The sequence below is a fragment of the Solimicrobium silvestre genome (assembly GCF_002976435.1).
In the GTDB taxonomy this organism is placed as follows: Bacteria; Pseudomonadota; Gammaproteobacteria; order Burkholderiales; family Burkholderiaceae_D; genus Solimicrobium; species Solimicrobium silvestre.
Map to the genome: position 1 here is coordinate 121,466 of NZ_PUGF01000014.1, position 19,268 is coordinate 140,733.

General features: G+C 45.4%; 20 protein-coding genes and 3 pseudogenes. 8 read left to right on the forward strand and 15 right to left on the reverse strand.

Annotated elements, in window-relative coordinates:
• Positions 1–35: 35 nt before the first annotated feature.
• From S2091_RS15035 to S2091_RS15050, 4 genes are all read left to right on the forward strand, one after another.
• On the forward strand, positions 36–2,357 hold the full coding sequence (locus S2091_RS15035; RefSeq protein ID WP_105532765.1) for a RelA/SpoT family protein: 2,322 nt from the start codon (positions 36–38) through the stop codon (positions 2,355–2,357).
• Positions 2,358–2,541: 184 nt separating this feature from the next.
• On the forward strand, positions 2,542–2,967 hold the full coding sequence (locus S2091_RS15040; protein ID WP_105532766.1) for a DUF6249 domain-containing protein: 426 nt from the start codon (positions 2,542–2,544) through the stop codon (positions 2,965–2,967).
• A gap of 10 nt (positions 2,968–2,977) precedes the next feature.
• Positions 2,978–3,577: an RNA polymerase sigma factor gene (locus S2091_RS15045; protein ID WP_165795000.1), complete on the forward strand. Its 600-nt coding sequence runs from the start codon at positions 2,978–2,980 to the stop codon at positions 3,575–3,577.
• A gap of 23 nt (positions 3,578–3,600) precedes the next feature.
• Complete coding sequence (locus S2091_RS15050) at positions 3,601–3,990, forward strand: DUF5056 domain-containing protein (RefSeq protein ID WP_105532768.1); 390 nt, start codon at positions 3,601–3,603, stop codon at positions 3,988–3,990.
• A gap of 130 nt (positions 3,991–4,120) precedes the next feature.
• Here the strand turns inward: S2091_RS15050 and pip are convergent, their stop codons facing one another.
• Both pip and S2091_RS15060 read right to left on the reverse strand, forming a co-directional pair.
• Positions 4,121–5,086 (reverse strand): prolyl aminopeptidase, encoded by a 966-nt coding sequence (gene pip, locus S2091_RS15055; RefSeq protein WP_105532769.1) that lies wholly within the window; start codon positions 5,084–5,086, stop codon positions 4,121–4,123.
• Between the two features lie 271 nt (positions 5,087–5,357).
• Positions 5,358–5,678: a DUF190 domain-containing protein gene (locus S2091_RS15060; protein WP_105532770.1), complete on the reverse strand. Its 321-nt coding sequence runs from the start codon at positions 5,676–5,678 to the stop codon at positions 5,358–5,360.
• Positions 5,679–5,823: 145 nt separating this feature from the next.
• Here S2091_RS15060 and crcB point away from each other — a divergent pair, with 145 nt between their 5' ends.
• Both crcB and S2091_RS15070 read left to right on the forward strand, forming a co-directional pair.
• Positions 5,824–6,204: a fluoride efflux transporter CrcB gene (gene crcB, locus S2091_RS15065; RefSeq protein WP_105532771.1), complete on the forward strand. Its 381-nt coding sequence runs from the start codon at positions 5,824–5,826 to the stop codon at positions 6,202–6,204.
• A 27-nt stretch (positions 6,205–6,231) separates the two neighbouring features.
• Complete coding sequence (locus S2091_RS15070) at positions 6,232–7,530, forward strand: voltage-gated chloride channel family protein (protein ID WP_105532772.1); 1,299 nt, start codon at positions 6,232–6,234, stop codon at positions 7,528–7,530.
• A 17-nt stretch (positions 7,531–7,547) separates the two neighbouring features.
• Here S2091_RS15070 and S2091_RS15075 read toward each other — a convergent pair whose 3' ends face one another.
• The 7 genes from S2091_RS15075 to S2091_RS15105 form a co-directional block, all read right to left on the reverse strand.
• Positions 7,548–7,928 (reverse strand): nuclear transport factor 2 family protein, encoded by a 381-nt coding sequence (locus S2091_RS15075; protein ID WP_105532773.1) that lies wholly within the window; start codon positions 7,926–7,928, stop codon positions 7,548–7,550.
• Between the two features lie 19 nt (positions 7,929–7,947).
• Entirely contained in the window at positions 7,948–8,397 is a 450-nt protein-coding gene (locus tag S2091_RS15080) for a molybdenum cofactor biosynthesis protein MoaE (RefSeq protein ID WP_105532793.1), read from the reverse strand.
• Between the two features lie 16 nt (positions 8,398–8,413).
• Positions 8,414–8,683 carry a molybdopterin converting factor subunit 1 gene (moaD, locus tag S2091_RS15085; protein ID WP_105532774.1) on the reverse strand — a complete coding sequence of 90 codons (270 nt, stop codon included), beginning with the start codon at positions 8,681–8,683 and terminating at the stop codon, positions 8,414–8,416.
• Between the two features lie 13 nt (positions 8,684–8,696).
• On the reverse strand, positions 8,697–9,920 hold the full coding sequence (locus S2091_RS15090) for a molybdopterin molybdotransferase MoeA (RefSeq protein ID WP_105532775.1): 1,224 nt from the start codon (positions 9,918–9,920) through the stop codon (positions 8,697–8,699).
• A 432-nt stretch (positions 9,921–10,352) separates the two neighbouring features.
• On the reverse strand, positions 10,353–11,303 hold the full coding sequence (locus S2091_RS15095) for an alpha/beta fold hydrolase (protein ID WP_105532776.1): 951 nt from the start codon (positions 11,301–11,303) through the stop codon (positions 10,353–10,355).
• Between the two features lie 31 nt (positions 11,304–11,334).
• On the reverse strand, positions 11,335–12,810 hold the full coding sequence (locus tag S2091_RS15100) for a M20/M25/M40 family metallo-hydrolase (RefSeq protein WP_243405440.1): 1,476 nt from the start codon (positions 12,808–12,810) through the stop codon (positions 11,335–11,337).
• A 132-nt stretch (positions 12,811–12,942) separates the two neighbouring features.
• Positions 12,943–13,194, reverse strand: coding sequence for a hypothetical protein (locus S2091_RS15105; protein WP_105532777.1), 252 nt, complete (start codon positions 13,192–13,194; stop codon positions 12,943–12,945).
• Positions 13,195–13,660: 466 nt separating this feature from the next.
• Here S2091_RS15105 and S2091_RS15110 point away from each other — a divergent pair, with 466 nt between their 5' ends.
• Positions 13,661–14,374 (forward strand): IS6 family transposase, encoded by a 714-nt coding sequence (locus tag S2091_RS15110; protein ID WP_105532778.1) that lies wholly within the window; start codon positions 13,661–13,663, stop codon positions 14,372–14,374.
• 75 nt (positions 14,375–14,449) lie between these two features.
• Positions 14,450–15,073, forward strand: a pseudogene (tnpC, locus tag S2091_RS15115) (IS66 family transposase); the annotation flags it as partial.
• A 427-nt stretch (positions 15,074–15,500) separates the two neighbouring features.
• Here tnpC and S2091_RS15120 read toward each other — a convergent pair.
• From S2091_RS15120 to S2091_RS15150, 6 genes and pseudogenes are all read right to left on the reverse strand, one after another.
• A pseudogene (locus S2091_RS15120) lies at positions 15,501–15,728 on the reverse strand (RHS repeat domain-containing protein); the annotation flags it as partial.
• A 249-nt stretch (positions 15,729–15,977) separates the two neighbouring features.
• Positions 15,978–16,316 carry a hypothetical protein gene (locus S2091_RS15125; RefSeq protein ID WP_133166923.1) on the reverse strand — a complete coding sequence of 113 codons (339 nt, stop codon included), beginning with the start codon at positions 16,314–16,316 and terminating at the stop codon, positions 15,978–15,980.
• Positions 16,317–16,327: 11 nt separating this feature from the next.
• Positions 16,328–16,885, reverse strand: a pseudogene (locus S2091_RS24815) (RHS repeat-associated core domain-containing protein); the annotation flags it as partial.
• A 616-nt stretch (positions 16,886–17,501) separates the two neighbouring features.
• Complete coding sequence (locus tag S2091_RS24820) at positions 17,502–18,167, reverse strand: RHS repeat-associated core domain-containing protein (protein WP_423828245.1); 666 nt, start codon at positions 18,165–18,167, stop codon at positions 17,502–17,504.
• Between the two features lie 185 nt (positions 18,168–18,352).
• A complete protein-coding gene (locus tag S2091_RS15145; RefSeq protein WP_133166924.1) occupies positions 18,353–18,643 on the reverse strand; it encodes an Imm32 family immunity protein in 291 nt (96 codons plus the stop codon).
• A complete protein-coding gene (locus S2091_RS15150; RefSeq protein ID WP_105532786.1) occupies positions 18,640–19,185 on the reverse strand; it encodes an RHS repeat-associated core domain-containing protein in 546 nt (181 codons plus the stop codon). Before S2091_RS15150 ends, S2091_RS15145 begins: the two co-directional genes overlap by 4 nt.
• Between the last annotated feature and the right edge of the window lie 83 nt (positions 19,186–19,268).

Sequence of the window (19,268 nt, forward strand, 5' to 3'; positions counted from 1 at the left end):
GACGTTAACAGTAATGTTTTTTATCGTTTCCAAGAATGAGCCTGACACCCTCCGAACGCTCTCCAGCAGAAACTCGATCTAGAGCCAAAGGAAAACGCTCGTCAGTACCTGTCTCAGCAGTTAAAGCAGATCATCAGGCGAATCCTCAGCCTGACAATAATGCGGATCGCCAAGCCGATCCAATAGAAATCCCCCAACACATTAGCCACGTTTCGATTACGCAGTTATCCGAAAAGCTCAGCGCCTATCTTCCTGCCAGCGATTTAATCAGCGTTCGGGATGCGTTCCGGTTTTCCGATGAAATGCACCTCGGTCAAATGCGCCGCTCCGGTGAGCCATATATTTCGCACCCGATTGCTGTCGCAGAGATTTGTGCCGACTGGAAGCTTGATGCACAAGCCATTATGGCGGCGTTATTGCACGACGTAATGGAAGACCAGGACGTTAAAAAAGAAGAATTATTAGAACGTTTTGGTGCGCCGGTGGCAAGTTTGGTGGATGGTTTATCCAAGCTCGAAAAAATTGAATTTCAAAGCCAGATTGAAGCGCAAGCAGAAAATTTTAGAAAAATGCTGCTCGCCATGGCGCGCGATGTACGGGTTATTTTAGTCAAACTCGCTGACCGCCTGCACAATATGCGCACCTTGAGCGTGATGACGCCAGAAAAGCAGCGCCGCATTGCCCGCGAAACCATGGAAGTGTATGTGCCGATTGCGCACCGCCTAGGTTTAAATAATATTTACCGCGAACTGCAAGATTTATCCTTCGCCCACCTTTACCCGCTGCGCTACCGAACCTTGGCTAAAGCGGTAAAAGCGGCACGCGGTAATCGACGCGAAGTGGTTGGAAAGATTTTAGACGCGGTGAATAGCACGCTGGAAGCCGCTGGCATTAACGCTGAAGTTCAGGGTCGCGAAAAAACACTGTACGGTATTTACCGGAAGATGCAAGACAAAAACCTCTCGTTTTCGCAAGTGCTGGATGTGTATGGATTCCGCGTAGTAGTGAATAATTTCACCGAAAGTTATTACGCGCTAGGTATTTTGCACGGTTTATATAAGCCGATGCCGGGCAAGTTTAAAGACTACATTGCCATGCCAAAACTCAATGGCTACCAATCGTTACACACTACCTTAATCGGCCCTTACGGTACACCTGTCGAATTTCAAATCCGCACCCATGACATGCACCACATTGCCGAATCTGGCGTGGCGGCACATTGGCTGTACAAGGATGAGCAGGTTTCTTTATCTGACCTGCAAGTACGCACTCACGCCTGGCTGCAATCGTTACTCGATATTCAAAAACAAACCGGTGATTCTGCCGAATTTTTAGAGCACGTCAAAGTCGATTTATTCCCTGACTCGGTGTATGTTTTTACGCCAAAATCCAAGATTATTGCACTCTCCCGTGGCGCTACTGCGCTCGATTTTGCCTACACAATTCATACCGACATTGGCGACCAGACTATCGCCGCCAAAATTAATCACGAGCCAGCGCCATTGCGCACGGAATTACGCAGCGGTGATATCGTAGAAATTATTACCTCGCCCAATTCACGCCCTACTCCTAACTGGTTAAGCTATGTCCGCACCGGTAAGGCGCGCTCGGCAATTCGCCATTATTTGCGTACTTCAAATTTAACTGAATCAACCGAACTTGGTCGTCAACTTTTGTCGCAATCGCTGACGTTACTCAATCTGACGCCAAAACTGCCCGAAGATATCGTTGAAAAACTTCTGTTCGAATCGGGCGCCAAAACGCTGGAAGAACTGTATGCCGACATCGGTATCGGACGACGCATGTCCACTTTGGTGGCGCGCCACATTTTAGATTTAATTGAAGACGAACCTTCTTCGATTCCGTTTTTGCAATTGCTCAATGAAAATCCAACCGTCACCAAACTAAATCCCGTACTGATTTATGGCTGCGACGGTATTTCTGTTGAGTTGGCTAATTGCTGCCTGCCGATCCCAGGCGATGAAATTATTGGTCAATTAAAACGCGACCAAGGTTTAGTGGTGCATACCTGCGACTGCCCGACCGGGAAACGTCAGCTGCAAAAAGAACCGGAACGCTGGATTGATGTCGCGTGGGGCCAAGAATTAAACCGTCGCTTTGATTGCAAAATCACCATTTTTACGACTAATGAGCGTGGCGCATTGGCACGGGTGGCTGCTGAAATTGGCGACTCGGATGCCAACATTATTAATGTTGAAATGGAAGGAAGTTCCTCTGATTCCTTGTCGCAAATTTGCTTCACCATTCAAGTTGAAGGCCGAAAACACCTGGCACGCCTCATGCGCAATGTAAGGCATATTATTGGCGTTTCCAAAATTATGCGCGGCCAAATTTAAACATAATCGTTTTAGTAGCAATTCACCCAATGCGATCCGCATTGGGTAATACCTCTGCAATTTAGTCGCCGCATCGCCATTTTTATCAACATAAAACCTGCTCCAATTTTTTCATAATAATTTGAATCCAAACATTGGATTACTTGCATCTAATGAATACATACACAAATTCAGGAGTTGCGACATGTATTCAAATGATTCAATCAGTATTATTTCTAGTCAAATAGTACCAATAGTCGCTATCATCATGTCAATCGGCACGCCAGTCGCAATTGTGATGGCTATCTTGCATTACAAAGCGAAACGAAACCAAATGTTGCATGAAACCATACAACAGCTTGCACAAAAAGGGCTTCCCATTCCACGCGAATTACTGAATGGTGTTGCAAATAATAGCGATTCAAATAAATCCGATTTTGATAATCCAGGGAAAAAATCAGCTCTAAGTAAAGGCATCATCCTGATTGCGATTGGTATCGGAATGTCGATCATGTTTTATGTATTACCTGATCGCATCAATAACGCTTGGGGTGTTGGTATGATTCCATTACTGATGGGAATCGGCTACCTGCTGATCTGGAAGTTAGAAAATCGCGATCAAAATAATTAATGCTGACCACGTGAATACTCCTGTGACGACCGCATCCGAGCCGGGTACAAATGATTTAGCCCTCGTGACACGGGTGCTGTTGAATGATGACCGGCATGCGTTCACAGAGCTAACCCGCCGCCATCAATCGACAGTGCGTTTGCTGTTGCGTCGACTGACAAAAAACGATCATGCTTTGGCAGACGATTTGGCGCAAGAAACCTTCATTCTGGTTTATAAAAATTTACGGCAGTATCGCGGTGACGCCAAATTTTCCACATGGATTTTTCGTATTGCCTACAATAGTTTTTTAGCTCATCAGCGCTCGGCACAAGCAAAAGAATTACACGTAGAAGACTCCGTGCAGCTAGAGGAATCTTCACAAGATATTTCGTCCGGCAGTTCAGACATGAAGCTAGATTTGCAGCGTGCGATGGCATGTTTATCCGACAGCGAGCGTGCCGCCATCGTCCAATGTTATTACCAGGACTTGTCACACGAAGAAGCGGCTTATGTATTAGATTGTCCGCTAGGGACTGTGAAAACTAATGTGGCGCGTGCCAAGGAAAAATTAAAAACCACCTTATCCGCATGGGCACCTGCCGCCACACTGACGGCAGGTAATATATGAGCAACCACACGCTAGGAGCACACATGGAAAACCAGCCAAAAATCAACTCCGCCATCAACTTAGATAGCGACAGTGCAGAACAAGACGCCTGGCTTGAAACCTTGCTACAAGAAGATGCTTCGGAGTCACACTACTTGGATGACAACGGCTTTAGTACACGCGTCATGTCCTCACTACCGCGCAGTCGTGCGAGCAAGGATTATCGCTGGATATTATGGATCGCCGCATCACTGGGAATATTAATTGGTGGTTTCTGGCTATCAGGTTTTGAACTGTATTTTCAAGCTCTGTCCAGTTCATTTGAAGGAAATGCAACATCGTTGAATTGCTTAATAATATTGCTGAGCCCAATTGCTTTGTTATATTGGTTCGCGGCTACTTTGTTTAAATGTCCAAATTGCGATTTAATTTAACGACTAATTGTCGTTATTTTTTGCAGCAAATTGCTGCAAAAAATAGGATTGTACTGTGAAGGTAGTTGCTGAATAGTGCATCGAGAACTAATTCAGCAACCAGAATAAATTTACCGCTAATCCATCAATCCTATTCAAACCGCCGTTGCAGCTTAAACTGCTCGGTTGCTGCGACTAACGCGGCCGCGGTGCCCGGCTCTAATGCAGCATGGCCGGCGGTTGGAATAACCTTCAGCACGGATTCGGGCCAAGCCGCATGCAAACGGAACGCGCTGGTGGGCGGGCAAATAACATCGTAACGACCTTGTACTATCACTGCAGGTAAATGGCTGATCTTGTCGATATTCTTAATCAACTGGTCTTCTTCCATAAATCCACCGTACACCATGTAGTGCGCTTCTAAACGCCCCAATCCCAAACTTACCTCTTCTTTTTCAAACGCTTCAACGGCACTCGCCTGTGGTTCTAAAAACAGGCAGCTGCCTTCATAACGACTCCAACTACGCGCTGCCGGTAAATAAAGTGCAGGGTCATCGGAAAACAGGCGCTTTGCATAGGCATCCAATAGATCATGCCGCTCATCGGACGGAATGGCTGCGGCAAATTCGGCATACACTTCAGGGAAGAAGTTTTTCATGCCATTAATAAACCACTCCACTTCGACTTGAGTGCACAAGAAAATTCCGCGCAACACAAAACCCAGACACGCGGAAGGATGTGCTTCGCCGTAAGCCAGTGCCAGCGTAGAGCCCCATGAACCGCCGAACACTAACCATTGATCGATCTTTAGCATGGTACGTATCGCTTCAATGTCCTGGATAAGTAACGGCGTAGTGTTATGACGATATTCACCTAGCGGCGTGGATTTACCGGCACCGCGCTGATCAAATAACACAATGCGGTAATAGGCCGGATCAAAAAATTGCCGATGACTCGGCGACAAACCCGCGCCGGGGCCGCCGTGTAAAAACAATACTGGCTGACCGTTGGGATTACCGCACTCTTCCCAGTACAGACTGTGCCCGCCATCCACGGATAGATGTCCGCTGCGGTAAGGTTGAATTTCAGGAAATAAAGGGGAGATGATTTCTGGCATAGGGGTTCCAGGTAAAGGATTAAAAACCGGTAATAATAAAGTTAAAAGCCAAAATTAAAGACCGAATTAAAAGGTGAAATCAGAGGGTGAAATAGCCCAAAATATATACTCCCCCTATTTTTTAAAAATTCTAACGTATCGAATGGGTTTCCTGTCGATAAAAAAGTAATTTTTCAACAGTATATTTTATTCCCGATATAAAATTTTGCCAACAACGCCAATTAACAAATAATATACAAGGGTATTCAGGAAATAAACATCAAATTAAAACTCAACCTTGAGCGCCCAAGCTACCAAATTCAACCGGCATCTTGACATAAAACATGTGCACCTGTTCTTTCTCGATCAGAGCAAACAGTTCAACTGATTCGCTTTGCTCCACCACCATCGTAACCAGCACCGGTTGATCTGCCAGCTCAAAAAAGTGGGCAGAATGCATGCGGCTATGATGTCCAAACCCCATAGCCCCCATAAAAACTGTCGCACCTGCGATACCCTGTGAGCGCGCCAGATCAAGCAACCATTCATACAGCGCCTGATGACCGTGCCGTTTGTTTTGCTCCATAAAAAACTCTAACTGATAGCCTTGCATAGTGCCTCCCAGAATGAAGTCTAAGTATAGATAAATTAGCGATAAGCAACAGCAATTCAGATCAAAATACGCTTAATTTGTGTCTGCGGCAATCCAACTCAAGTAAAATCAATGCCGCTGGAAAATAAAAAAGGGCAATCATCGAATGTTTTACTCTATCGTCGTCATCAGTGTTGGCGCTTCCTGCGGTGCAGTTCTGCGCTGGGTTCTTGGCATGCAACTCAATGCGCTATTTCCCACTATTCCACTAGGAACGTTGGCAGCCAATTTATTTGGCGGCTATATGATCGGATTAGCTATCGGCTATTTTGGTGAACATCCTTTAATTAGCCCGGAAATGCGCTTGCTGATTATCACCGGCTTCCTCGGTGGCTTGACGACCTTCTCCACTTTTTCAGCCGAAGTAGCCTCCTTATTACAGGAAGGCCGGTTTGGCTGGGCACTCGGCACCATCGGGCTGCATGTGGTGGGATCGGTGCTGTTGACGATATTAGGCATCATGACGATCAGTTATTTTCGCACTTAGTTACCCCGTCCTTTACTCTTCCCTTTTATGAAAAATCCGTTCCGCTTTGAGCAAATCGCACTACTTCCCTACATGGCAAAATGGCTGGCTTTAGCTAGCTTGGTCGCTGTTCTGGCAGGAACGGCTTCGGCCTTGTTTTTATTTTCCCTCGATATCGTAACGGCGTGGCGTCTGGCGCATCCGCCCATTATTTGGCTGTTACCCGTCGCCGGCTTTATGGTTGGCTGGATTTACCTGCACTTAGGTAAAAATGTTGAAGCAGGCAACAACCTGATTATTGATGAAATTCATGATCCTAAAAAAGTTATTCCATTGCGCATGGCACCTCTGGTCTTAATCGGCACCATTACCTCGCATTTATTTGGCGCATCAGTTGGTCGCGAAGGCACGGCAGTGCAAATGGGCGCGAGTTTGGCTGACCAATGCACGCATGTGTTTCGTCTGGCAAAAAAGCAGCGCCGCATCTTAATTATGGCCGGCATCAGCGCCGGTTTTGCTTCGGTATTTGGCACGCCATTAGCTGGTGCAATTTTTGGATTAGAAGTATTAATGATAGGCCGCATGCGTTATGACGCAATTTTGCCATGCTTTATCGCCGCCATTATTGCCGACCAGGTTGGACTTCTATTGGGAGTACATCACACCCATTATGTAGTCAGCGACATCCCTGCCATATCGGTTTGGAGCTTAACTGCGACGCTCATCGCGGGAATATTATTTGGAATGGTCGGCATGCTGTTCGCCAATGCCACGCACGGCTTATCCGACTTCATGAAAAAACATATTCGTTATGCGCCACTTCGTCCTTTTATTGGCGGCACAATCGTCGCCGTCGCAGTCTATGCACTCGGGACCCAACGGTATATCGGGCTGGGCATTCCAACCATCATTGAGTCATTTCAACAGCCATTACCCTGGCACGATTTTTTAGGCAAAATGGCCTTCACCATCACCTCGCTTGGCACCGGTTTTAAAGGTGGTGAAGTTACGCCGTTGTTTTATATTGGTGCCACACTCGGCAATGCGTTAGCGCCACTGCTACATTTACCGTTCCCCATGTTGGCAGCACTGGGTTTTGTGGCAGTTTTTGCCGGCGCCGCCAATACGCCAATTGCCTCCACCGTCATGGCAATTGAACTATTCGGGCCAACCATAGGAAGTTATGCGGCCTTGGCTTGCGTGATTAGCTATGTATTCTCCGGCCATACCGGAATTTACCGCGCCCAGCGCGTGGGGCATTCTAAACATCGCTACCTGCCTGAAGGATTGAAGCTCAGCGAACTAGATGCTTATCGGAAGCGGCGCGGTCAACAATCAGACGATTAATGCTGTATTGCTTAAGCTTAGAAGAAGCCATTTTCATTGGGTGAGTCTTTAATAATTTGTTGACCGACATCCCATAGCTCAATAATTTTATCGTTCTTGAATTTGAACATATGGAACACCGCAACATCCATGTTGTTCAAATTCGATTGAATATGTGAATATGTCGTCACGCGATCGCCCTCTTGCAAGACGCTTTTTACCTCGAGCTGCATATCGGTAAATTTCAATGCCGCTTGTTGCATCCCTAATTTGAGTGATTCTCTGTCGCCTTTGTGGTGCTGATTGTGATGAATAAATGCATTATCGACATAGTTCGCATAAGCCTCATCAACTGCACCAACCACCAACAACTTTAGAAAAGATGTGGCGATATTTTTTAAGCTATTGGTCTCAGACATAGTGGATTTCCTTGACGAGTTATTCCCATTTATCCAGCGCACTTAAATCCGTAGATCGGGCATCCACCCACTGCGCACCGTGCTCACCCACTTCTTTTTTCCAGAATGGTGCTTCGGTTTTTAAATAATCCATAATGAATTCACAGGCTTCAAAAGCAGTACCGCGATGTTTACTAGCGACCGCGACCAAGACAATTTGCGCACAAACTGGCAACACGCCGATACGGTGAATCACCACCACATCATTTATTTCCCAACGCTTCTCTGCTTTCTGCACTATGTAGACTAGCGATTTTTCTGTCATGCCGGGATAATGCTCCAACTCCATGTGCAAGATTGCGCTTCCTGCATTCGCTTCGCGCACCGTACCAACAAAACTGACTATGGCGCCGATGTCACGATGTGCGGCGCGTAAAGCTGCCAGTTCAGCACTAACGTCAAAGTCGGCAGTTTGTATCGCTATTTTCATCAAACGTCCTTCTTGATTACCCACCAGTCACTGGGGGGAAAAAAGCCACTTCATGGCCGTCGGCTATCTCAACAGACTCATCGCACATTTCCTGCTGATATGCTGCGCGCAGGTTACGACCTTGAGCCAGAGTTACTGCCCAAACGCCACCACGACCGATTAACCACTGCCTGACTTGCCCGACTGTGACAACTTCCGGTGGCAACGTAACCGTCTGCTCAGAACAACCGAGTTGCTCGCGCACACTGGCAAAAAAGCGTAGCTGAATGGTGAATCCCGCAGTCATTGTTCAACTTTCATTAGAGTATTTCCGAAAATGGGATGAACTTAACCATGTCACCCGTTTGAATAGTTTGCCCGGCCGGATTATCCACCAAGCCGTCGCCCCATACCGTGGAACTTAATACGGCGGAACCTTGACTTGGATATAAATCCAAGCCGCCATTTGCATTCAATTTAGCCCGTAAAAATTCATTACGTTTGTCGGCTTTAGCCCACGTAAAATCGGCGCGCATAGTATAAGATTTTGGTGCCACATCGGTTACGCCTTGCAAGCGCAATAAAAACGGGCGCACAAATAATAAAAAGGTGACGAAGCTAGAAACCGGATTACCCGGCAAGCCTAAAAAGAATGCGGAGCCAACTTCACCAAACGCCAATGGCTTGCCAGGTTTTACCGCAATTTGCCATAGGTTTAAGCGCCCTTCTGCTTGCACCGCTGGTTTGATGTGGTCTTCATCACCGACCGAAACGCCGCCCGAAGTAATGACAACATCATTCTCTTGCGCAGCTAGTTTTAGCGTCGCACGCGTAGCGACTAAAGTATCGGGAACGATACCGTAATCATGAATTTGGCAGCCCAGATTTTCGAGTAAGGCAGTAATTAAAAACCGGTTGGAATTGTAAATAGCACCGACCGGCAGCGGTTCGCCCGGCATCACCAATTCATCGCCGGTAAAAAATACCGCTACTCTTAACGGACGTTGCACTGGCAGCGTTGCAAATCCAACCGACGCAGCCAAGCCTAATTCTTGCGCCCGCAGACGCGTACCCGCGGACAAAATAACGCTGCCACGGCGAATGTCTTCGCCAATATGGCGCACCCATTCACCGGCTTGCGGCGTATGCAATAACCGCACTGCTGCACCTTGTGGCGTTTCGATGACTTCACATTGCTCTTGCATGACGACCGTATCGGCACCGTCCGGCATTATCGCGCCGGTAAAAATGCGCGCTACGGTGCCGGGTTGCAGAGCTGTTCCAATATGACCGGCGGCGATGCGCTGGCTAATTAATAGCGGTGTTTTGCTGTGGGCATCAGCTGAATTAAGTGCGTAGCCATCCATTTGGGAATTTTCGGCACTCGGTACATCCATCGTCGCGCAGATATCGGCCGCCAAGATTCGGCCATTGGATGACAACGTGGGCAAATGGATGGGGTCTGAGATTGCGGCTTGTGTAGCAGCGGCTAATAAGGTCGAGAGTGCCTCGTTAACACTGAGTAATGGTGCTGAATTTTTCATATTGTGAGATATATTTTAAATGGGTGTAGGGTGAGCAACTTTGCCCACGCGTTACCTTCGACTAATAATAACCCCAAATAATATCTATTGTTGATCAACGGTTATGCGTGGTGAAGCAGGTTTTTTGAGGTATGCCACTCACCTGCGTATCGGTCTGTGCATGCTGGCACAGACTCCTTGCCTATAGGGATAAAGGGGAACAATGCGTGCCCACCCTACAATCCAACATTAATTTTAAGCTTACTGCGGCATATGTTTCCACATTCAACACTAGGAGTAAAATTTTACATTGAGGTTAAAATATACTATTGAAAAATGGCTTTTATCGATGGGAAAGTCATTGAATATCTATATTTTTCAAAAAACAGGGAATATATGAAAAGTGTTTATCCACACTAAACACTCTCACCTTTACTGATTTCCCATATTTACCTACTTAGGTGCCTGCAACTTAAAACGGAAAAACAAATAATCTTCCGCACTTTGTTGCGGGTCTTCTATCATCGGTAAATGTCCGATATTTGGCATGATGACGACCCGTGACTTCGGCATGAGTTTATACAATATTTCTGCCGTCGCGACGTTAAGCACTCGGTCTTGATCACCCCAGACAATTAAGGTTGGCGTCTTTAATCCGGTGACTCTTGCTTCAATCGAATCGCTGGTGATTTGATTAAAAATCTTTTCAGACAGTGCCGAATTTTTAATGGAAGTCTGCGCCAACACATTCAGTATTGGACGCGGAATGTACGGGGGCTTATTCATGGAGAAATTAAACGCCTGAGCAAAGTCATCTTCATTGCTAACTAGTAAGGGATTATGCTTTTGTTTGCCGATCAGCTTGGCAAGCTCGCTTTCTGGTGCACTCCAAACACCCGCAGGATCAAGCAACCACAAACTCATCACTTCGGTCGGATGCGCCGCCGCATACGCCAAGGCGATTTGCCCACCCATCGAATTGCCGCCCAAATGCAGCGTTTGAATACCTAATACATGCGCCAAAGCGCGCATCCGTTCAGCCTGCGCTCGGGCAGTAAAATCAGTGACATTGTCGGAGCTATTCGGATGTGACGATTCGCCAAAACCGAGCAGATCGGGAATGATGACGTGGTACTGCGGTGTAAGCCGCTGCGCAACGCGAGTGAAGTTATCTTTGTCGGCACCGAAACCATGTAGCAGCATCAACGGCTCGCCATGCCCACCTTCCAAATATGCATAGTGAAAGCCATCTGGCAAAACAATTTCGTGGCGGGTCAGTTTGGCGCTATTGCGTTCGAAATTAACAAAAAAACTGGTCGCTTGTGCCGACATGACATAAATAAAATAATACAAGCCGAGCACAGCTGCGAATACCAGTACCAACAGCAATTTAATATAACGCATCTGCGCTCTCCAATTTTTGTTTTATAACGATTTAATCTGGCTTGCTAGGCGCTAATTGCTGCAATTGCTCCGGCATTTCCGCCAAATACCACGTCAACATCGCCAACATCGCTACTTGCCGTCTTAAATTTTCGGGCTCCACTTTATCCAACGTATCGGCTGGCGTGTGATGATAACTGAAATAATTACGCGTATCTAGCATCGGCTCAAATGAGGGCACGCCGCTGTCGGTCAGCTGACTTACATCTTCGCCACCGGCATATTCTCGGCGCTCCAAAATTGGAGTGCCTATCGTACGGAAAATCGACTTCAATGGTTCAATTAGTTTTTGATCTTCTGCCACCGTACTAAAAATAAGTCCCATCGGACGACCAGCACCGCTATCGCTTTCAATCACGGCAAAGTGTTTGTTCAATTTATCTTTGTTGGCGTTGAAATAGGCTTTACCACCGCGCGTACCATTTTCCTCATTCATCCAGCCGATCATCCGCACAGTGCGACGCGGATGTAAACCAAGACGTTTAAATACATCCGCCACGCCCATCGCCACAACCAACCCAGCGCCATCATCAGTCGCGCCAGTAGCTAAATCCCAGGAATCCATATGACCAGACACAATCACCACTTCATCTGATTTATCACTCCCCGGCAGATCGGCAATCACGTTATGACTATCCGCATCGGGCAGCGTTTGCGGGGTTAATGTCAGGTGCATTTTTATTTCACCTTTGGCGGCCAGACGTGTCATTAACATGGCATCTTCAGCAGTAACCGCTGCGGCCGGAATCGGTGTCGCATCTTTACCCCAGCCTGTCATGCCAGTATGCGGAATACGGAAATCCGCACCGCCAACCGAGCGCACCAAAGCAGCTGCCGCACCCAGTTTAGATGCCGTTGCAGGCCCAATAAAACGGTACATACCAGCTTCACCATAAGCGTTACCTGCGTGACCGTTGTTCGCTAGATTTTGATCATAGGCCACATCAAACAGCACGATCCGCCCCTTAACGTCAGCAGCATGAGCATGTAACTCTTCCATGCTATGCACCACCAATATCGGCAAAGTTAAACCTGACGCAGGTGTGGCACTTGATCCACCCAACGCAGTAAGAACAACCTTTTGCGAGATACCAGCTGGACGATTTGGATACTCCACCAACTCAGCCGTTTCCGCACCACGCACCCAATGCGGCACTTTAACAGGCTGTAAATTAACCTGCATCCCAATACGGCGCATATCGTCAGCAATCAAAGCAACCGCCGCCTCAGCGCCAAGTGAGCCAGATAAACGCGGACCAATCTGATCAGTCAACTCAGCTAAACGATCATAAGAATAATCGCTACTCATTGCCGCATCACGAATCCGCGCCAGCGTAGCAAAATCAACGCCATTCGCTTTCGTAACTGCCACCGTATCTGCATGCGCCACATTAACGATTACGGCACTAAAACTGCACGCAACAACTACAATTAACTTTACGAGAGTTTTCTGTTTAATCATTTTCATTGCATTTCCTAATCAAAATTAAAATCTCAGCTTGCTGCAAAGTTCAAATATTCAGCGCTGATTAAAATATGTGCCGGGTCTGGCGACGCTTAAATATCATAACTAACAACACGATCAGAAAGCGTTGCTTCCTTACCGATACGCTCCCCCTAATGCATCAGGCACACTTGGCTGCGCAACGAAAACAGCATGTGGGTCGGCCATTGAAATGACATCAAGGCTGACGGTATTTTTATTAGTATTTAAAGTGGCAACTGGGGTAGAAGTTGGAATTGCGCTTAGCTTCGCTTTTATATCGACAGAAGTAGTCGCTTGCAGAGATACCGCAATCGCAAATAACAAGGTAATCCCAAGCCCCTTCAAACTTGCCGACGCGAATGTCATTACGCGCTCCTCTTTAAGGATTATTAAGTCTAACAATTAATAATCATTTTTTGCAGCTTGGCAAGGCGAATTTTTTATAAAAGCCAACTTAAAGCAAACTAACTACGACTAAGCAGTTACCACCGATATTGATAACATTGCATATTAGCATGATAATTACTAAAAACAACTAGTTGTTGCTAGACAACAAAAAGCCCTTTGATCAACACAAGTCAAAGGGCTTTTTATTACTATAAAGATATAGTCAATCAAAAAAATAGAACTGTTTGAACGGTACTGTCAGGTTAACTTTGGAATAAATGCAGCTTAAAAATTTCGCCGAAAAATGCTTAAATTTGGACGTTATTTATTGAAATATGAAATCAAAATTCACTATTTCGCTCCATTGGATAAATCGTCGACGCATGATTTCACGATAGTTTTTAGCGGCACTGTCAGGTTAACTAAGAACGATTTATGATGTTGCATGAATTCAACAAAACCTCTTTATTTTCGTCGTCGATTTCCCTCTGAAATCATCAGCCACTGTGTTTGGCTCTACTTTCGCTTTTCTTTAAGTTACCGTGATATTGAAGAAATGATGGCCAAACGTGGTGTGATCGTCTCCTATGAAACCATACGCGACTGGTCGCATAAATTTGGCGGCATCTACGCAAAACGGTTACGCGCTCGATCAACAAGACCCAATGATCACTGGCATCTTGATGAAGTGTACCTTTCTATAAACGGCAAAGCACATTATCTTTGGCACGCCGTCGATCAAGATGGTGAAATACTGGATATCTTAGTTCAGCCACGTCGTAATAAATACGCCGCAAAAAAGTTCTTTCGCAAATTGCTCAAAAAATTGCACTACATTCCACGTGTCATCATTACCGACAAATTGCGAAGCTACGCAGCTGCCAAGGCTGAAATAATGCCAGAGGTTAAACACGTCCAAGATAAAGGTGCAAATATTCGTGCCGAGAATTCACATCAGCCAACCCGCGAGCGCGAACGGCGAATGCGTGGATTTAAATCAGCCAGACACGCCCAACGATTTTTAGCTAGCTATAGCGTGATTGGATCATTTTTCTGCCCAGGCCGACATGTTCTGGCGGCTAAAAACTATCGTGAAATCATGCGACAGAGGTTTATTCAATGGAATGAAATAGTGAGTTTTGGTTTCACATTTCAATAAATTCCGTCCAAAGTAAGCATTTTTTCGTCGAAATTTTTAACCTGCATTTATTTCAAAGTTAACCTGACAGTGCCCTTTCTTGCTAATTGGCAGGGTCATCTGATGGTGGATAACTATGGCGGTTACAAACATCTATTCAAGCAAGGCATCACCGAACTGGCTTGCTTAGCGCATGCCCGGCGCAAATTCTTTGATTTGCATATGGCGAATAAACATCCGGTAGCGGAAGAAGCGTTGCAGCGGATTGCCGAGTTGTACCGGATTGAAAGTGAAGCGACAGGTTATTCCGCTGAAGAGCGCCAGCGATGGCGAGCTGAACACGCCAAACCGCGCTTGAATGCGATGCACTTGTGGTTACTGCAAACACGTAAAACCAGCGCGGAAGGTGGTGCGCTGTCGCGCGCCATTGATTACAGTTTAAAACGCTGGCCAGCGATCTTGCGCTATGCCGACAGCGGGCATCTTCCCATCGATAATAATCTGATTGAGAATGCAATCAGGCCAATCGCTATTGGAAAAAAGAACTGGTTATTCGCCGGTTCAGAACGCGCCGGAAAACGGGCTGCCGCAATTCAAACTTTACTGGCAACAGCCAAAGCCAACGGCATTGAACCGTTCGTCTGGTTGAAAGATACCTTAGAAAAATTACCTACCTGTCCAAATAGTTGCATCGACGAACTCCTCCCGCTACGCACCTAATAGCAAATCTGTCGTCTGAACAGGTGGTAGCGCCGGACGGTTACGTTTTAGGTCATCCTGCTTACGATTATTGGTGGTTTTTTAGCTGGTTCTTGGAACTATAAAATGCAGTAATGCGCAGCAGTGATCGGTGACTTGGCAGCAGCATCGTATTCCGGCTGGTTGTGGGCAAACGGTGCGTAAATGAGGGCAATGGATTTTTATTGTCCACACGCTCGCGTAGCGATATGTACGGTTTGTCCATAATCCGACGGCGCGGAATCGGTAATCAACTCACGCGCAGATCGCAACATTTATCGTACTTTTATAAAGGGTGATTGACCCTCTTTTTATAGCGCTGACATTATGATGGCAATTTAATTCGCGTTATGATTTAAGCGTGGTTTGGTCGATAAAATCGAACGATGGTAATGTGGTAAACGGCTTGTTATTGTGCTGAAATCATATGATGAAAGATTGGTCGGAAGTACGATGGAAGCGGAGCGCACAACACAATAAAACAAACTTCCAGCCCAGAGGGATCTATGCCACACAATGGATTTCCACCGACATAGCCATATGTGGAAGCTTGCCTTCCAAAAAGACCAAGAGGATCAGATTCCAAATAACGTCCAGTTGAGGGATCGAAGTCACGATAAAAGTTCTGATTAATCCCAGTCTCTGCATCAAGTTAGCTGCTCGACGCATTTTTACCGTACACGGAGGCGTTCCCCCTATATACCGTAACGGTTTGCGCGCAAATATAAAAGGTTATTTACCTGTTTTTGTAAAATTTTTCCTAGATGCACTTTTTTGACTTGCTATTAGTTCTTCAATGTTGCGCTTTGCCCGACGATGAAGTACCGCGCAATAATTTTGCGCGGTACTTCATACACGATGCCGCGTTCACTATTTTGAAACCGACTTATAATTCTGCGTGATTTGTAAAGCCAAGTACCGTAGTGCCGTCTGTCAATATAAAACTAGATGCCAGAATATTTTCGTTTTTAAAACTAAAAATTGGCCCAGACACTTCAAATTCTGGAGTTCCCTCTTGCGCAGATGATACTGTAACCACGGCGAAATTATCATCGTCGAAATATCCAGAAAACCGTGCATAAATATCTGCCTCATTATATTTTTCGTCAAAGAACATAAATCCAGAAATTTTGTTTACATCTATCTGAAGATGAGCCCATCCCTTTGTCATTATCCAGTCGCCCCTAAAGTCAACTGACATAAACCAAGTCCAATTTAATTTCATTTCACAGCCCTTCATAGTGCATCACCGCAACCCCATAATTCACCGCAAATTACATCGCCAGTAATAGTGCCAGAAGAATCTCCCTCGCTGATTCCAATGCCAATAGTTATCACAAGTCCAAGTGGACCAAGAATTCTTGCAAATTTTTTCCAATTCCCACCTTTTATATCACCGAGGCCTTTTCCTGGTATATGCCCGCGCCGTCTCATTTGATCGATAGCCTCGCCTCTCAGGCGATTTTCGCACTGCTCTGGAATTCCCGCTGGAGCGCCTTTCTTTCCATGTTTGTTAAACCAACCTTGTTGATTATAGAGACCGGCTTCATTACCTTGTGGATCGAACACATGAATTTCCCATATTTCTGTTCCTGGTACAGGATCAACACGTCCAGTCCACCCACTTCCTAGATTAATCGAAGCCAACCCAAACGGATCAATTGAAGAAATTGGGTTTCCGCCCACGTAGCTATATGTTGACAAGCTTCCAGCAGCTAAACCGATCGGATCAGATTCAATATAACGCCCATTATTTGGGTCGTAATCCCGCGCATAGTTGTAATGCAGATTGGTCTCTGCATCAAGTCCAACCTCCCCTCGTCGTACACGCGTACGCGAGCTGAATCAATGATCAATCGAGATTTTAAAGTCGCCATTAGTGAGCAACTTAAACGTAAATGTTGCGTCCCCGTCACTGAATCCTACCGGATATCCCCATGAGAAACCACTTGATGTTCGAACGAGATCACGCTTAGCAATCAAATCCTTTACACATAAGCTTCGATCTAATTTAGCGCCAACAAATATCTTTACGACTGGCTGATCGAATTCATATCTTGGCACAATTGTCGTTCCAATAGTCAGGACCTTTTGTCCATCGTTCGACAAGTACACTTGTGGGTACCAATCCTTGGTTATCGAAACTGACTCCTCCAGTTTAGGCGACCCAATCCTATATACAGAAATACCTGACACCGGAGATACCTTCGCACAAAATGTGTTACCACTTGAGCAAACTTTGTACTCATATGGCTCACGAGATGGCGAGTCTGCAATGCATAGGTTCATTTTTAAAATGAATAGCAGAAAAAAAATTAATCTCATAAGTTATCCTAGTTATTTTCATTTGAAACGCATGGCTATAGAGGCCTCGTCCACACTTGATCTTCACAAAATGCTGCAACAGAATTCAATTAAATAATCGCTTGTACCATGATTGATTTGCGTTAATGATATTGCTTATATCCTGTTGAGTTATGCCAGTTTGACCGTAAGCACCCATGATGTTTTTTGCATAACCTTCTTTTGCCGTAGTTTTTCTTTTCCCGTCTGGACATGTTGTGGATTCATATTCGTCAGGCAGGCGCATAAGATGCCCAGCTTCGTGTGACACTTCCCAGATAAAGTTTCCTTGTCCGGCAGTGAACCATGTACCAGCGTTATTGTCTGTTACGACCGAGGTTCCAGGCCCCGCGACTAAATTGACAGTGTTTCCTGGCCCTGTCACAACGGAGGTCGTAACAATATAGTTTCCGAATTGGCCAGACCACTGGCTGGAAATGCTTTGATTCACACTTGCAATTAGTGCAGGAGTCGCGCCATTGCCTGTATAGGTAATTGGAATAGTTACCTGCACATTATTTCCGTTGACTGTTACGGTTGCATCTTCTCCAAATGGATCTATGTATTGATTTGGCTTCCCTTTGACATAGCCATAAGTACTAATTCCGCCATTCAATCCAATTGGATCTGACTCGATATATCGTCCACTATTCGGATCGTAATTTCGGTGATAGTTATAGAAGAGATTAGTCTCTGCATCAAGTGAGCTGCCCGACGCACTTTTACCGTACACGGAGGTGCTTTCCCTATATGCAGCAACGGTTTGCGCAGAATTAAAGAAGTCACTTCCCCTGTTTTTTATAAAATTTTTCTAGACGCACATTTTTGATTTGCAATTAATTCTTCAGCGTTTCACATCACGTGACAATGTCATGCTGCGCAATAATATTGCGCAGCACCTCATACACTGCGTTATAGTTATTTTTCAAGATTATTTTTTACTGGAAAAACAATCACATCTGGATATACTGATTTCCATTCTTTCCATTGATCTTGCAAATGAAAGTGATCAACATCACAGATCTGTTGAACTTCAACCTTGTCTGCGCATTCAATTAAAAAAGCAGCAACCGCACGGAAAATTTCTGGTGTGGCCTGAAAGGAAACTTCTGTACATTCAGATGGTTGTCCATCAATGACGTTTTCATTTTGAACGTGACAAAAAATTTTAAAAAACGAATTCATAATTATTTCAATATCTCTCATCATAAAGGAACATAATCTGGTGTAGGGACGTCATTAGGGTCTGAATAATAATATGGATTATATGGATCGACCGAACGACCTACATCTGTCACCAAATCATACAAAAACAACAAATCTCCAGCAAAACTAATTGCGATTCCTTTACCAAGTAAATACTTAAGCAATTTTTTATTTTTTGGAAGTTTTTTTGGACATTGCCCATGACTTCCAGTCCCATCCTCACTTATTGCAGTAATTAAATTTTTATTATCATCGTAAATATGGGCATGTCTTTGTTGACCAGGAACGTGGGGAGGATCAATACGGACAATATAATTTGTACCTGGTACATCTATCATCAAACCTGAATTAGCAAGACCTTGAGAATCCGTCCAAGCCAATGGATTTGCACCAACGTATGCAAATGTCGAAAGTTGGCCACCACCAAATCCCAATGGATCGCTTTCATTATATCGACCCGTCGTAGGGTCATAATCCCTAAAGTAATTCTGATTCAAATTAGTCTCTGCATCAAGTGAGCTGCCCGACGCACTTTTACCGTACACGGAGGCGTTTTCCCTATATGCCGTAACGGTTTGCGCGGAATTGTAGAAGGCTCTTCCCCTGTTTCAATAAAAAATTTTCCAGA

Bases quoted from the DNA above. Each gene is read 5' to 3' on its own strand.
- S2091_RS15090 (WP_105532775.1), bottom strand. From the start codon at position 9,920: ATGAAAAATTCAGCACCATTACTCAGTGTTAACGAGGCACTCTCGACC.
- S2091_RS15050 (WP_105532768.1), top strand. From the start codon at position 3,601: ATGGAAAACCAGCCAAAAATCAACTCCGCCATCAACTTAGATAGCGAC.
- moaD (WP_105532774.1), bottom strand. From the start codon at position 8,683: ATGACTGCGGGATTCACCATTCAGCTACGCTTTTTTGCCAGTGTGCGC.
- S2091_RS15095 (WP_105532776.1), bottom strand. From the start codon at position 11,303: ATGCGTTATATTAAATTGCTGTTGGTACTGGTATTCGCAGCTGTGCTC.
- S2091_RS15100 (WP_243405440.1), bottom strand. From the start codon at position 12,810: ATGAAAATGATTAAACAGAAAACTCTCGTAAAGTTAATTGTAGTTGTT.
- pip (WP_105532769.1), bottom strand. From the start codon at position 5,086: ATGCCAGAAATCATCTCCCCTTTATTTCCTGAAATTCAACCTTACCGC.
- S2091_RS15040 (WP_105532766.1), top strand. From the start codon at position 2,542: ATGTATTCAAATGATTCAATCAGTATTATTTCTAGTCAAATAGTACCA.
- S2091_RS15105 (WP_105532777.1), bottom strand. From the start codon at position 13,194: ATGACATTCGCGTCGGCAAGTTTGAAGGGGCTTGGGATTACCTTGTTA.
- S2091_RS15125 (WP_133166923.1), bottom strand. From the start codon at position 16,316: ATGAAATTAAATTGGACTTGGTTTATGTCAGTTGACTTTAGGGGCGAC.
- S2091_RS15035 (WP_105532765.1), top strand. From the start codon at position 36: ATGAGCCTGACACCCTCCGAACGCTCTCCAGCAGAAACTCGATCTAGA.
- crcB (WP_105532771.1), top strand. From the start codon at position 5,824: ATGTTTTACTCTATCGTCGTCATCAGTGTTGGCGCTTCCTGCGGTGCA.
- S2091_RS15075 (WP_105532773.1), bottom strand. From the start codon at position 7,928: ATGTCTGAGACCAATAGCTTAAAAAATATCGCCACATCTTTTCTAAAG.
- S2091_RS15060 (WP_105532770.1), bottom strand. From the start codon at position 5,678: ATGCAAGGCTATCAGTTAGAGTTTTTTATGGAGCAAAACAAACGGCAC.
- S2091_RS15080 (WP_105532793.1), bottom strand. From the start codon at position 8,397: ATGAAAATAGCGATACAAACTGCCGACTTTGACGTTAGTGCTGAACTG.
- S2091_RS15145 (WP_133166924.1), bottom strand. From the start codon at position 18,643: ATGATGAGAGATATTGAAATAATTATGAATTCGTTTTTTAAAATTTTT.
- S2091_RS15110 (WP_105532778.1), top strand. From the start codon at position 13,661: ATGAATTCAACAAAACCTCTTTATTTTCGTCGTCGATTTCCCTCTGAA.
- S2091_RS15070 (WP_105532772.1), top strand. From the start codon at position 6,232: ATGAAAAATCCGTTCCGCTTTGAGCAAATCGCACTACTTCCCTACATG.